Consider the following 14,066-nt stretch of genomic DNA (forward strand, 5'->3'; position numbering starts at 1 on the left):
CAAGAGCAGGGCTCGCCAATCGGCGAGTTTTCTTTACACTGTAAGAAAATATACATTTCCAGCTAGAAGCCCATTCAACGTAGTCGGAAATGTTAGGAATACAGTGTAAGTGCAACTACGCCTCTGTCTTCGCCCAAGAGCAGGGCTCGCCAATCGGCGAGTTTTCTTTAGAACATGCTAGAGCTGTGGAGCGGTTGGATTTTTGCTTTTGGATCGATGTATGCTTTTGCATTATTGACTGCTGTTGGTGCTTCGCCGAAACCACAAGCAATTAATTTTACTTTTCCTTCGTATGTACAAATATCACCGGCTGCATAAACACCAGGAATGTTGGTCTCCATTTTGGAGTTTACGACAATGCTGTTTTTTTCGATGGAGAGACCCCAATCTTTAATGGGACCTAAGGAGGAAACGAAGCCATAGTTCACGATTACATCATCTACATCAATAGTAATGCTTTCTCCTGTTTGTACGTGTTGAACGACAACCCGCTTAATGTTGTCATCGCCTATTAACTCAACAGGAACATATGGTGTTTTTACATGTGCGTGGGAATTTATTAGATTTTCGACGCTGTGTTCATGTGCGCGGAATTTATCACGACGGTGTACGATTGTTACTTGTTCTGCAATTGGTTCGAGCATGAGAGTCCAATCTACTGCAGAGTCGCCGCCCCCGAATACAACAACCTTTTTGCCAGTAAATTTGCTCATATCATCTACAAAATAGTGCAGGTTTTTCTTTTCGTATTGCCGTGCGCTTTTAAGCTCTAAGCGGCGAGGCTGGAATGCGCCATTTCCCGCTGTGATAATAACGGTTTTGGAGTAGTGAGCTTCTTTGTTTGTAACAAGCCTGAAAACTCCGTCCTCTTGTTTTTCTAATATCTGTACAGATTCATCCAGACAAATGGTTGGGGAAAATTTACGCATCTGCTCTTTCAGATTGTTGACGAGATCCTGTGCACGAACTTTTGGAAATCCCGCTACGTCATAGATATATTTCTCTGGATAGAGCGCAGAGAGCTGACCGCCAAGCTGTGGCAGGCTTTCAATAATTTTTACACTAGCTTGCCTCATGCCGCCGTAAAACGCAGTGAACAACCCTGTAGGACCTCCGCCGATAACAGTAATATCGTATACATTTTCAGTTCCTGACATTATTTACGCCCCCATCATCATATATTTAAAGCAGATGCTAGGTACAGTTTATGCAAAAGACACTGCGCCCTTTACATAAAAATCCAGCTGCCCATAGAAAATGATATCATACTTTGTGTGGGAAATATTGGTTAAAAAAAGAAAACTTTTGTGATTCTCCTGTTGTAATCAAGACTATTCGATAAAAAGAAGAGCGAGGATGGTAGGAAAAAGAGAGAATATTATTGTATATTAGGATTTGCTTGAAAATTGACACAAAAAAGACTAATATAGTATATGATATATTGGTTGTTCATATATTTATAAAAAATTTCCATTAAATCTTCTTGGTTTATCTTGTGAGGAAATTCACAAAGGGTGGCAATTGGATGTTGTGATTCTTCATTTTTCATTTATAAATATATAAAAAGGGTTGTGATTAGGGTGAGAAAGCCAAAAATCGTTGTTTTGGGTGCTGGCTATGGTGGTATGATTACTACTGTGCGCCTACAGAAGTTGTTATCGGTCAATGAAGCTGAAATTACACTTGTGAATAATAACAGCTATCATTATCAAACAACATGGTTGCATGAGAATGCAGCTGGTACACTGCATCATGATAAGACTCGTTTAAACATTAAAGATGTAATTGATACAAGTAAAGTAAATTTTGTGTTGGATACAGTAGTGGAAATCCGCGGGGAAGAAAAGCGTGTTATTTTGAAAAATGGTGAGCTTGAGTATGACTATCTTGTAGTTGGTTTAGGTTTTGAGTCTGAAACATTCGGTATCAAAGGCTTGAAGGAGCATGCATTCTCTATTGCAAACATTAATGGCGCACGTCAAATCCGCGATCATATTGAATATATGTTCTCTCGTTATGCAACTGAGAAACGTGACGAGTTATTAACAATCGTTGTTGGCGGTGCAGGCTTTACAGGTATCGAATTCGTAGCAGAATTAGCAAACCGTGTACCTGAGCTTGTGCATGAATATGACCTCCCTCGTGAAAAAGTGCGCATACTGTGTGTAGAGGCTGCACCAACTGCGCTTCCTGGATTCGATCCGGAGCTTGTTGAATATGCGGTGAAATTCCTTGAGAAAAAAGGTGTAGAATTCCGCATCGGTACAGCAATTAAAGAAGCAACTGAAACAGGCATCATTGTCAGTAAGGATGACAAAATTGAGGAAATTAAAGCTGAAACAGTAGTATGGGCTGCGGGTGTTCGTGGTAACTCTCTTGTAGAAGAATCTGGCTTTGAAGCAATGCGCGGTCGTATTAAGGTAGATCAATTCTTACGTGCCCCTGGTCATGATGATGTATTTATCGTAGGAGATGCCGCTCTTATTTTCAGCCCTGAAAATGATCGCCCATACCCGCCAACTGCACAAATTGCAATTCAAGAGGGCTATAATCTTGGGAAAAACTTAGCAGTTCTTGTTCGTGGCAAAGGCGAGCTTGAACCATTCACATTTGATAATAAAGGTTCTGTATGTTCATTAGGCCACGATGACGGCATTGGTGTTGTATTTGGCAAGAAACTAACCGGCTGGCAGGCGGCCTTTATGAAGAAAATTATCGATAACCGTTACTTATTCTTGCTTGGTGGACCTTTGTTGGTATTGAAAAAAGGAAAATTGAATTTCTTTTAATATGTAAAAGAGCAGAAGCGGCGTGAGCTGTTTTTGCTCTTTTTTTTGCAATGTGGAAATTGACGATTCCAAAAGCTGTCAAGTACACTAAAAAGAGAAGAAATGGGAGAAGGGGAGACAGACATGAGTATACCGGTGTTACTAATTTCAATGCTGTTATTTTTTGTGTTGTTCTTTGGAATTGGATTTCTGTTAAATATGATTTTACGGGCTACATGGGTGATGGTCATTGTGTATCCGCTTGTCTGCATATTTATTATCGATAAAGTAAGTGTGGTCGAGTATTTTAAAAGTCCGGCTGCATCGTTTCTTGCATTAAAGTCACATATACTTGCTCTTGGTCAAGCCGATATGATTATTTTAACGACAGGCTTAGTCGGTGCAGCGTTATCAGGTGTAACGATTCGTATGCTTCGGCAACGAGGATACCAAATGTTTTAAACCTCCTATTGTGGAGGTTTTTTACATCGTTAAAAGGTATAAATTTCTAGTTGAAAGCCGATCTGACGAAGTCGGAAGTTTTAGGAATATAGTATAAGTGCAACTACGCCTTTGTTTTCGCCAATCAGCGAGTTTTCTTTACAAAGCATAATTTTCAAGACGCTGCCTGAACTGCGCATTTTGTGCCGGGTTACTCTCCTGCAGAAGGCCTCCTAAATGTATCCGTTTTTTGTGTGCATAAAGTAGTGTCATGTTGGTCAACACTAAGCGTGAAGGAGTGTTGAGAACAAGCATGACCATATTTAGACAATTTTTCATTCGGATAGTTATGACATGTTTATTTAGTGCGGCTCTTTTTGTTACATTCCAAGCGTTTTCAGGTGTTACTATTCTTGACCTAAAACAATGGTATGAAAATCGGACAGTGATCAAGGCTGCTGCAGCACAGCCTCCAGCGTATACAGCAGCGGAGCTGAATACGCAATCGCAAACCGTGCCGCTTGAACAGGCAGTTGATTGGTCAAATTATCATTCAATTACAGTGACAGCAACCGGCTACACGGCAGGAGTAGAATCAACAGGGAAAGATGCAAGTGATCCATCCTACGGCATTACGTATTCAGGTGTGCGAGTTAAAAGGGATCTATACTCTACTATCGCTGCAGATTTAAGGGTATTCCCGATTGGTACCATTTTATTTATTCCGGGCTATGGCTATGGTGTAGTGGCGGATAAGGGTGGAGCCATAAAGGGAAATTCTCTTGATCTGTATTACGATACTGTGCAGGATGTATATAAACAGTGGGGAAAACGGAACCTTAAGATTTACGTAGTGAAGGTAGGAAATGGAACCTTAACAGAAGAAGAGTTAAAGCGTTTGAATGAAAATGAGGCAATGCAAGTATTTCGACAGCAATATCGAAAGCAAAGATAGTCTAGAGCAGCTTTGTTCTAGATTATTTCTATGAAGATGTCCTTACAACAAAGAGCCGCTTGCAAGAGCGGCTTGTTTTATACTTTAAGAAAGTATAAATTTCTAGCTGACAATTCGACGTAGTGAGAAATTGAGGGATACAGTATAAGTGCGATTACGCCGCTGTCTTCGTTAATTTGTAAAATTACTTTATTGATATAGCGAATATTGGTATTTTCTATCTTGGGTTTGTTTTTGATGCTGGATAATGAGTTTGTCTAAAATTTGACTAATTCTGACTGTTTCGGCGTGCAGAAATCCCTTTTGTATAGCTGCATCATGCATTTCTATACGTATGCGCTCTATTTCGTCCATTAAAATGCATAAATTCCCATTCATACACAGCCCTCATTTTCTTCTGTAGTGAAGGATTGTCCTTTTATGATATAACGTTAACATAGGGAAGAGTGTATCGCAAGTATCATTTTGCAAGCGATAACAAATTAGTGATAGATTCCTATCCAAGCCGTATTTTTCGATATTTCTTCATGATTTTTGGTAAAATTATAAAGAAATAAAGAGCGGAAATGGTAAATGGAGGGATGGATAATGGCAGATTATCCGATGGAGTATTACGAATTTTTTATTGCTTATAATGAGGGAGATTATTATACATGTCACGATTTGTTGGAGGCAATGTGGCTGACAGAACGTGACAATTATTTTTTAAAAGGGCTCTTGCAGATGAGTGTTGCTTTGTATCATTACGGTTATGGAAATGTAAAGGGAGCCAGACTGATGATGCAGGCTGCGCATAACTATTTACAGCCCTATCGGCCCTTTCATTGGTCACTCGATTTAGAAAAGGTGTATCCATTTATCGAAGATTGCTTACAGCGTATGCCAACAAGCATAGAGCGTATCCCGTTTGAAGAAGTGCATGTGCTTCCAAGGCTTCCGCAACTGCTTTTGTATATGGAGGAACATTGAAATTGAAGTTCTCATATGTAGGGGAATAGGATTATAATGGAAGAGAAGTTGCGATGGAGGTGGGGATTATGTTTCAAACACAGGAGCAGCTCAGCAGCTATGAAGCAGTTGTTGTCGCTGTATTCGAAGGCAAGGATATGAGCCCATTCATCAAGGAAATTGATGATTCGTTAGATGGACATATTACAGCTTTATTAGCGGAAGGCGAAATCTCCGCCAAGAAAAAAGCGGTGTCAAAGGTGCATACGCTAGGAAAAACAAATGTAAAACGCTATTACTTTGTTGGGCTTGGCAAAAAGGAGAGGTATACGACAGAGGTGCTGCGCCATTCTTTCGTCAGGCTATTCAAAACGTTGAAAAGCGTGAACCTAAAGAATTTGTCTGTGCTGCTAGATTCATTTGTAGCTGGAGATATTACAGCGCTTCATGCGGCACACATTTTGGCGGAAGCATACTGCCTTGGTACATATCATATTGAAACGTATAAAACAAAGCAAGCAGCACAGAAAGCTCTTGATGCGCTTACCGTGATTACAAAGGAAGAACGCGAAGAAGTGCAGGCTGTACTTACAGTCGGCTATACGTATGGACGTGCAACAAATTCCGCACGTACGCTGGTGAATATGCCGCCAAATAAGCTGACGGCTGTAGAACTTGCAGATTATGCTGTGGAGCTGGCGAAGAAATATAATATGGAGTATAAAGTTCTTGAAAAAGCGGACCTAGAGAAGATGGGAGCCGGCGCATTGCTTGCGGTCAATCAGGGGTCTGTTAATCCTCCGAAAATGGTCGCACTCCTTTATAAAGGAAAAGAGGAGTGGACGGACGTCATTGGTTTTGTCGGAAAAGGGATTACATATGACACGGGCGGGTATTCTTTAAAGCCGCGGGAAAGTATGGTTGGTATGAAGGGAGACATGGGAGGAGCTGCTTCTGTACTTGGTGCTATGGAAATTATCGGTGAGCTGCGTCCAAAGAAAAACATTGCAGCAGTCATTCCGATTACAGATAACATGGTAAGCGGAACCGCTTTTAAGCCTGATGATGTGATTACCTCCCTGAGCGGAAAAACGATAGAAGTCTTAAATACGGATGCCGAAGGTCGACTTGCATTAGCCGATGGTATCACATATGTAAAGCAATTAGGTGCGAACTACTTAGTGGACGTGGCGACTTTAACGGGCGGTGTGATTGTCGCACTCGGCAATCGCACAACAGGCGCGATGACAAACGATGAAGCGTTTTATGGGCAGGTACTTGCAGCTGCATTCAAAACGGATGAGACCATTTGGAGGCTGCCGATTTTTGAACGTGACAAGGAGCGCGTTCGCAACAGCAAGTTTGCTGATTTAAATAATTCTCCTGGCCGCGATGGCCATGCGATTATGGCGGGAGCATTTCTCGGTGAATTTGCCGAAAATACGCCTTGGGTACATCTTGATATCGCGGGAACCTCTGATACGAAAAGTGAGCACGATCTAGGTCCTGCCGGCGCAACAGGAGTGATGGTTCGCACGTTGGCGATGCTTGCCGAGCGCTTTGGACAGAAGAAGGATTAGGAGACATAAAGAAAACTCGCCAATTGGCGAGCCCTGCCTTTGGGCGAAGAAAGAGGCGTAGTTGCCCTTATACTGTATTCCTAAAATTTCCGGCTACGTCGAATTAGCTCCTAGCTGGAAATTTATACTTACTTACAGTGTAAAAAGATGACGTATCCTCATGGACGCGTCATCTTTTTGTAGGTCATTAAGCTGATTGCTTGCGTCCAACAGCTGCTGAACGAGATACAGCGCGATACAGACGCGGGGCAATTATTGCTCCCAGTATTGTAAATACAAAATCCTTTACCATAAACCAGGTCATGATTTCCCAAGCAGCGGCATAGCCCAGCTTGCCATTGGAAACGAAGAACATATAATTTGTTCCAAGGAAGTAAACGAGAACAATCCCTACTAAGGAAGCAATAAGAAATGTTCCAAAGCCTGGAGATTTTTTAAGCTCTACAATTTTGCCAGCCGCATAGGCAGCTGCGATATAAGATAAGATAAAACCGCCTGTCGGACCAAACACAGCACCAAAGCCAGCACCAAACTTTGCGAATACTGGCACGCCTGCTGCCCCAACAAGCGTGTATACAAGTAGGGAAAATGCACCGAGCCGGCTGCCCAGTAACAAGCCTGCTAAAATTGCAAAAAATGGACCCATAGATAGAGGTACGCCTGCCACCTGTAAAAATGGAGCCCACGATGTAATATTTGCACCAATTGCCATGAGTGCAACAAACATGGCTGCTAATGTTAAATCCACCGTACGAAATTTACGCATCCCAATGTCAACCCCTTAGTGGTTAAAGTTAACATTATAGTAACGACAAAGGTTTTACTTGTCAATCAAAATTTTTCGATAATTTGATTTTAAATCATTTTCCAGCAATGTATAAGGAATTCGAAACGTTTGAATTCCGCTTGCATACGGTGCAATTTCATAGAGTGGATAATACAAAACAATGTGCTCCGGTTCGAGAAAAAATTTGAAGGTGGTTGCTTTATCTACGAGTGCTGCTGCATCTGGGAAAAACTTGCCGCTGTCTTGGTCAATTTGCCTTTTTATTTCTTGTTTGATGATGTCGATAAATTTGCTGTCCTGCTGAAATAAATCTGTGAGTGAGAGTTCTTTCTTTTTATCTATATCAAAGGTATTTGCTTTCCATTCGTACATCCCGTGTGCTCCGCCAGTATACTGATAGTAGCTAATATATAAGCTTAAAAGGGGTGCCTTACGTAACGTAATCTTATAGTCAACATGAGCGACGTATGGATGCAGTGCCGTTGGAGTTTGCTCTGCTGCATCATAATATTTCTTCGCTTCTGCTTCAAGTTTCTTCTTAAAGGAAAGGATGTTTGTTTCATAATAAGAATTCAATTTTTTTTCGAAACCTTTGTTTTGGATATGATCAAACGTAGGAATAGTGAGCTGGTAATGAAAGTAATCTGTTTTCCCTTCCTGCTTTTTTGTTCCCACTTCTACATTTTTTTCTTCCTGTGAGCGTGCAGGCTGATAAGCGAATACGTAGTTTGGTACAATATGGGTACAGAAATATAATGCTAATGCAAGGTACCATAGTTTTTTCACAGACGTTGCCTCCTTTTCTGATTACAGTGATAGTTTTCAGTAAAATGGTATGGTTTATACATATTTTGGTAATAGGCAACTGAGAGGTTTAAGATGGAAAGGGGAAGAGTATGAAGCAGACGTTAATTGATTTACTTGGAATTAAGCTGGTGGAGATCAATGAGGAAAAGGTGATTGCAACAATGCCGGTGGATGAGCGGACGCATCAGCCTTTTGGGTATTTACACGGAGGTGCATCGGTAGTACTTGCTGAAACAGTGGCCAGCATGGGAACCTATCATCTAATTGACCCGGAACGCGAGCTTTGCTTCGGTCTTGAAATTAATGCAAACCATATACGCTCAAAGCGAAGCGGGACTGTGACGGCAATTGGGACACCGCTTCATAAGGGGAAAACGACGATGGTTTGGGATGTGAGAATTGTAGATGAGGATGAACAGCTCATTTGTGTATCGCGTTGTACGGTGGCAGTGAAGGAAAAGCGGAGTTAAATACATAAAAAAACCTTACAACGTTCTAAAAAGGATATCATTTACATCATTCTGAGTATATTATAAAATGTAGCGTATAACAGCATACAGGATTCAAAGGGGAGTAGCTTCAGGGGAAATGCCCTGAAACAAAGTCGTCATGACGTGAATCATTTGATTCACCGGCTTTGTTGACATGCAAACTATGTCTTGCAAGACCTTTGCCGCTATCGGCAAAGGTCTTTTTGATGTCCTTGGACATACTTGCCAAAGGGAAGGGGAAATATGGATGAAGAAAACAAAAAAAATTATGCTTGGCGTAACAGCGGCACTCGGAGGCACATTGGCTGGATGCGGGGATGATGAACTGCCTCCTAAGCCAGAAGATCCATATTGCTCTAAATACGAATATGACTATGGTGACGACGAGTGGGAGTGTGATGATACAGCTTCTCGTCATTATCGTTATTTTTATGTTGGGAATACAGCATACCCGGATACCGATGAATACAAAAGCAAAAAATCATCCATTGCGAAAGGAAAAGCAAAGAGCGGCTTTGGGGGAAGTAAGGTAAGCGGTTCTTAGGCGAATATAGGTTGCAATGCGTTTTTCGAAAGAAAAGTATCTAGCTTGTTTGATTGAATTGTAAAAAGGTGTATCAACAATTAGTTGATGCACCTTTTTGCTGTTATTGTCCATACTTCTTGGTTAAATTCCATTTAACGATATGTCCAGCATGTGTAAGGCCGCCTCCAAAGCCATAAAGCAAAAGAGTGTCTCCATTTTTTAATTTGCCTTCATTGATCCCTATTTGTAAGGCTAATGGAATGGAGACAGAAGAGGTATTCCCCATATATTCTACACTTGTTAATGTTTTATCGAGTGGGAAACCCGATTTTTCACATATTGATTCAATCATTCGTAAATTGGCACTGTGCGGAACAAACCAGCTTATTTCATCCATTGGCAGTTCTGCTTGACGTAATAATTCTTTGATGCCAACTGGCAGTGTACGTGATGCCCATTTATATACTTCTCTTCCGTTTTGAACCATCTTTTCACGTGTGCTCAAGGGGTTTCCGAACATGGTAGTGGACAAATTGGTACGATATACATGCATGCCGCCTCCTCCATTTGTTCCCATATGAGTAGCTATAAAGCTCGGAAATTTTTCATCTTTTTCTACTAAGACAGCGGCGGCTCCGTCTCCAAATAAGATACATGTCGTCCGATCTGTGTAGTCTGTAACTTTAGATAAGGTTTCTGTTGTTACAACTAAAATCTTACGATGCAGACCAGATGTAATTAAACCATTTGCCAAGTGTAATCCATATGTAAAGCCCGCACAAGTTGCATTAAGATCCATAGCGCCTGTATGCGGAATATTAAAATGCTCTTGGATTTGGCAGGCTACACTTGGAAAAGCGTAATCAGGCGTAGTTGTTGAAACTAGAATACAATCCACGTCAGCAATATTTTTATGATACTGTTCTGCTAAGTTTTTAATAGCTTTAAAAGCTAGTGTAGAGGCATACTCATTATCACCAGCAATTCTTCTTTCCCTCATGCCTGTTCTTTGCACAATCCATTCATCATTTGTATCTACCATTTTTTCTAGATCATCATTAGTAAGCTTATTTTCAGGTATATAGGTCCCAATAGCTGTAATTCTTGCTTTTGATTGCATTCGTTCATCCCCTTTACCATTTTTATATCTAGTTTTATAATCTAATATTAGTACCAGGTATTAAATGATGTCAATAATTAATCATGAAAAAAATGGAAATTGAATAACTGTTTGTGAAATCAGCTATTGCTACGTTAGCTGGTTTGTGAGGCAGATGTGACATTTTTTCTTTTGGATAATAAAAAAGCCGAAAGACTGATTAAGTTTTAGGCTTTTTTCAGTCTTAATGGCAAGGGGATATTGCTCGTATATGTATGTATTAGTCCATATTGATCATATCAAGACGAACACGGTCAATCGGTTTCCGGTCCTCTGTTATTCGATCATCCACTTCATTGCCTTGCGGATCCTCAATGCGGGCAATTCGTTCTGTTGCTTCGAGGGAGCGAGTTTCCTTATCTCGTTGTGTTTGATTCATTTTTATCTCCTTTTCGCTTGTGTCTGTCTTGTTAGTATGCACAAGGAAAATAAGAATATGAAGAAGAGAAAAGCCGCATAATCGACCTTATGCGGCTTTTCTCTTTATAAGTAAGTTTAAAACACGATTTTTTGTTCTAAGAAGCTTTTCAATTCACTAATTGGCATACGAAGCTGCTCCATTGTATCACGATCGCGTACTGTTACTTGTTTGTCTTCTACAGAATCGAAGTCAAATGTAATACAGAATGGCGTACCGATTTCATCTTGGCGGCGGTAGCGTTTGCCGATAGAGCCTGTTTCGTCAAAGTCTACCATAAAGTGCTTCGATAGCTCTGCATACACTTCAGTTGCACCTTCTGATAGCTTTTTCGATAATGGCAAAATAGCTGCTTTAAATGGTGCAAGAGCCGGGTGGAAGCGTAGCACAGTACGTGAATCGTTTTCTAGCTGCTCTTCTTCATATGCATCACATAAAAATGCTAATGTAACGCGGTCCGCGCCAAGGGATGGCTCGATACAATAAGGAACATAGCGTTCGTTTGTAGCAGGATCAACATAGTTGAAGTCTTCGCCAGAGTGCTCCATATGACGCTTAAGATCAAAGTCTGTACGATCTGCAATACCCCAAAGTTCGCCCCAGCCAAACGGGAATTTGAACTCGATGTCTGTTGTTGCATTAGAGTAATGAGACAGCTCATCTTCTCCATGATCGCGAAGGCGCATGCTGCCTTCCTTCATACCAAGAGCTAATAGCCAATTTTTGCAATACTCACGCCAATATGTGAACCATTCTAAATCTTCACCAGGCTTACAGAAGAACTCCAGCTCCATTTGCTCGAATTCGCGTGTACGGAATGTAAAGTTACCAGGTGTGATCTCGTTGCGGAAGCTTTTTCCGACTTGACCGATACCAAATGGCAGCTTTTTGCGCATGGAACGCTGTGCGTTTTTAAAGTTAACAAAAATACCTTGTGCTGTTTCTGGACGCATATAAATTTCATTAGCACTTGACTGTGTTACACCTTGATGCGTTTTAAACATTAGGTTAAATTGACGGATTTCTGTAAAGTCTTTGCTGCCGCAATCTGGGCATGCGATATCATGCTCCTGGATTAATGCAGCCATTTGGTCGAAAGAAAGACCATCAACAATCATTTCAATGCCTTTTGCCTCTAACGCATTTTCAATCAGCTTGTCAGCACGATGACGCGCTTTACAATTTTTGCAGTCGATCATTGGATCGTTGAAGTTGCCTACGTGACCAGATGCTACCCAAGTTTGCGGGTTCATGAGGATTGCTGCATCAAGACCGACATTGTACGGAGATTCTTGAATGAATTTTTTCCACCAAGCTTTTTTGACGTTGTTTTTCAGTTCAACACCAAGCGGACCATAATCCCAAGTATTTGCTAAGCCGCCGTAAATTTCAGAGCCTGGAAATACGAAGCCGCGATGCTTCGCTAAGTTTACGATTTGCTCCATTGAAGCCATAGTTAACACCCTCCTTAAATTAAAAAACATAAAAAAGCTCATCCTTAGGCGTAATGCCTAGGGACGAGCTTGTATGCACGCGGTTCCACCCTAGTTGACATGCGGATGCATGCCCACTTTATCAAGTATGGCTCGAGACTGCCGTTTCCTTGCGTTTTTCAGGCTTTCACTATCCCTGAATCGCTGCGGTGCAAGTACTTATTTGTCTGTCATCGCTACAATATGAAAATTACTGTCCATATTCTAACACGTTACGCAAAAAATCACAATACAGGTTAGCTGCAGCTTATGTGATTTTGCACTTTAAATATAAATTTCCAGCTCGAAGTGTATTCGACGTAGTCGGAAATTTTAGGAATACAGTATAAGTGCAACTACGCCTCTGTCTTCGCCTATCGGCTTGCCACTCGGCGAGTTTTCTTTACGAGATATGTACCCTATTCAGTATGCCCAATTGTGTGCTCAATATGCTTAAGTGCTTCTCTTTTGCTTAGAGGAGCAAGTGTGTGTGTAGAAACAAACTGTAAAACGGTGTGCGGGCTTGTTTTTGCGTATTCACGCAATACCCAGCCGATTGCTTTTTGGATAAAAAACTCTTTTGAATGGCTGAGCTCTTGAATCAGGGAAAATAACAAATTTGTATCCATTTTGTCCTTGTACTTCAGCTGAAATAAAAGGCAGGTGCGCTGCAGCCAGATATTGCCTGATGCCATCCATTTAGGGATATAATCCTGAATGAGATGCGGCTTTCTGGCGAAAACGAGACCAACTAAGCGCGGGGCGATATAGTCAACGGTATCCCACCATGATTTTGTTGTAATGATGCTCTCTAGAAGGGAGAGAAAGGTTTCGTCGACAATTTTATGCTGCCTCTCTAACAGGTTGAGAGCGACGATTTGAAACTCCCTTTCAGGTAAGTTCCATAGGTCTTGTACAATGTTAGGGAGTTCTTCCTTTGAGGGGATACCATGCTCCTTGAGAAACTCGCGAAGCAGCTGTGTCCGCTCCGGAGCTTGCATGCCGAGGAACGGGTATTGATTTCTCATATAACGTTCCATAGGTTCCGCTTTTTCTAAGTTTCGATACCGTTCGAAATAGGCTTGTAAGGCTCTGGAATATGGATGCATACAAACATCTCCTTTTTATCCTTGTTCTCGTTATCATACAGGCTAGGGCATGTTATAGTCCAACCCTTGGATGGCATATGAATAAACAGTGCATAGCATAAAATAACATCATAAGGGAGGCTGCACATGGAAGATCAAGTGTTAGTGGAGCACATGCTTGCGTGGGGAATCGTTTTTACTATTATTATGATCATTTGGGGTATTGCTGCTTATTTATTATCGGCATTTGCGTTGCACACGATGGCAAAAAAGCAAGGTCTTGAAGATGCATATTTTGCGTTCATCCCCATTTTGAACTGTAAAACATGGGGAGATTTGGTAGAGTCAAAGATGCCAGACTACTTGCGTCCAGAGACCGGCTGGAAAGTGCTGGGGGTCTTCGTTGCGTGTTTTATTTTAAACTTCATTCCGATTGTTAATTTCATTTCATCAATAGTTTCTCTTATTCTTGCTATTTGGATTATGTATTTGCTGTTAGAGCGATATACAACAAATTCGGTCTTATTTACGGTTATTCATCTTATAACAGGTTCCTTGTTCTTCCCGCTTCATCTTTTCCTGATTCGGAAAAACGAACCAAGATTTTAAATGAAAAGGAAGGGGCA

At 41.2% G+C, this 14,066-nt stretch carries 16 protein-coding genes; 8 read left to right on the forward strand and 8 right to left on the reverse strand.

Annotated features, from left to right (window positions below):
- Positions 1-167: 167 nt before the first annotated feature.
- Complete coding sequence (locus tag AAHB12_RS27685) at positions 168-1,157, reverse strand: NAD(P)/FAD-dependent oxidoreductase (protein WP_129729408.1); 990 nt, start codon at positions 1,155-1,157, stop codon at positions 168-170.
- A gap of 423 nt (positions 1,158-1,580) precedes the next feature.
- On the opposite strand from AAHB12_RS27685, the gene AAHB12_RS27690 reads away from it, so the two are divergent.
- The 3 genes from AAHB12_RS27690 to AAHB12_RS27700 all read left to right on the forward strand — a co-directional run bounded on the left by AAHB12_RS27690 (position 1,581) and on the right by AAHB12_RS27700 (position 4,164).
- A complete protein-coding gene (locus tag AAHB12_RS27690; protein ID WP_342048420.1) occupies positions 1,581-2,789 on the forward strand; it encodes an NAD(P)/FAD-dependent oxidoreductase in 1,209 nt (402 codons plus the stop codon).
- 123 nt (positions 2,790-2,912) lie between these two features.
- A complete protein-coding gene (locus AAHB12_RS27695) occupies positions 2,913-3,230 on the forward strand; it encodes a YuiB family protein (RefSeq protein ID WP_129729404.1) in 318 nt (105 codons plus the stop codon).
- Positions 3,231-3,522: 292 nt separating this feature from the next.
- Positions 3,523-4,164: a 3D domain-containing protein gene (locus AAHB12_RS27700; RefSeq protein WP_446715626.1), complete on the forward strand. Its 642-nt coding sequence runs from the start codon at positions 3,523-3,525 to the stop codon at positions 4,162-4,164.
- Positions 4,165-4,353: 189 nt separating this feature from the next.
- Here AAHB12_RS27700 and AAHB12_RS27705 read toward each other — a convergent pair whose 3' ends face one another.
- On the reverse strand, positions 4,354-4,542 hold the full coding sequence (locus tag AAHB12_RS27705; protein ID WP_129729402.1) for an aspartyl-phosphate phosphatase Spo0E family protein: 189 nt from the start codon (positions 4,540-4,542) through the stop codon (positions 4,354-4,356).
- A 210-nt stretch (positions 4,543-4,752) separates the two neighbouring features.
- Between AAHB12_RS27705 and AAHB12_RS27710 the strand changes: the two genes are divergently transcribed.
- Positions 4,753-5,133 carry a DUF309 domain-containing protein gene (locus AAHB12_RS27710; RefSeq protein ID WP_129729400.1) on the forward strand — a complete coding sequence of 127 codons (381 nt, stop codon included), beginning with the start codon at positions 4,753-4,755 and terminating at the stop codon, positions 5,131-5,133.
- Between the two features lie 68 nt (positions 5,134-5,201).
- Complete coding sequence (locus AAHB12_RS27715; protein WP_342048421.1) at positions 5,202-6,692, forward strand: leucyl aminopeptidase; 1,491 nt, start codon at positions 5,202-5,204, stop codon at positions 6,690-6,692.
- A gap of 187 nt (positions 6,693-6,879) precedes the next feature.
- Here the strand turns inward: AAHB12_RS27715 and AAHB12_RS27720 are convergent, their stop codons facing one another.
- Together AAHB12_RS27720 and AAHB12_RS27725 are read right to left on the reverse strand one after the other, a co-directional pair.
- Positions 6,880-7,458: a biotin transporter BioY gene (locus AAHB12_RS27720; protein ID WP_129729396.1), complete on the reverse strand. Its 579-nt coding sequence runs from the start codon at positions 7,456-7,458 to the stop codon at positions 6,880-6,882.
- 54 nt (positions 7,459-7,512) lie between these two features.
- Positions 7,513-8,265 carry a DUF3298 and DUF4163 domain-containing protein gene (locus tag AAHB12_RS27725; protein WP_129729394.1) on the reverse strand — a complete coding sequence of 251 codons (753 nt, stop codon included), beginning with the start codon at positions 8,263-8,265 and terminating at the stop codon, positions 7,513-7,515.
- A 110-nt stretch (positions 8,266-8,375) separates the two neighbouring features.
- Between AAHB12_RS27725 and AAHB12_RS27730 the strand changes: the two genes are divergently transcribed.
- A complete protein-coding gene (locus tag AAHB12_RS27730; protein ID WP_129729391.1) occupies positions 8,376-8,756 on the forward strand; it encodes a hotdog fold thioesterase in 381 nt (126 codons plus the stop codon).
- A 268-nt stretch (positions 8,757-9,024) separates the two neighbouring features.
- Complete coding sequence (locus AAHB12_RS27735; RefSeq protein WP_129729389.1) at positions 9,025-9,321, forward strand: hypothetical protein; 297 nt, start codon at positions 9,025-9,027, stop codon at positions 9,319-9,321.
- 103 nt (positions 9,322-9,424) lie between these two features.
- On the opposite strand, the gene AAHB12_RS27740 is transcribed toward AAHB12_RS27735, so the two are convergent.
- The 4 genes from AAHB12_RS27740 to AAHB12_RS27755 all read right to left on the reverse strand — a co-directional run bounded on the left by AAHB12_RS27740 (position 9,425) and on the right by AAHB12_RS27755 (position 13,461).
- Positions 9,425-10,423, reverse strand: a complete 999-nt coding sequence (locus AAHB12_RS27740; RefSeq protein WP_342048422.1) for a ketoacyl-ACP synthase III — start codon at positions 10,421-10,423, stop codon at positions 9,425-9,427.
- A 259-nt stretch (positions 10,424-10,682) separates the two neighbouring features.
- Positions 10,683-10,841, reverse strand: a complete 159-nt coding sequence (locus tag AAHB12_RS27745) for a hypothetical protein (protein WP_165350848.1) — start codon at positions 10,839-10,841, stop codon at positions 10,683-10,685.
- 116 nt (positions 10,842-10,957) lie between these two features.
- Positions 10,958-12,334, reverse strand: coding sequence for a glycine--tRNA ligase (locus AAHB12_RS27750; protein ID WP_129729385.1), 1,377 nt, complete (start codon positions 12,332-12,334; stop codon positions 10,958-10,960).
- 437 nt (positions 12,335-12,771) lie between these two features.
- Positions 12,772-13,461: a DNA alkylation repair protein gene (locus AAHB12_RS27755; protein ID WP_342048423.1), complete on the reverse strand. Its 690-nt coding sequence runs from the start codon at positions 13,459-13,461 to the stop codon at positions 12,772-12,774.
- A 126-nt stretch (positions 13,462-13,587) separates the two neighbouring features.
- Here AAHB12_RS27755 and AAHB12_RS27760 point away from each other — a divergent pair, with 126 nt between their 5' ends.
- On the forward strand, positions 13,588-14,049 hold the full coding sequence (locus AAHB12_RS27760) for a hypothetical protein (protein WP_129729381.1): 462 nt from the start codon (positions 13,588-13,590) through the stop codon (positions 14,047-14,049).
- The last annotated feature ends 17 nt before the right edge of the window (positions 14,050-14,066 follow it).

It is taken from the genome of Bacillus sp. OTU530 (assembly GCF_038440375.1).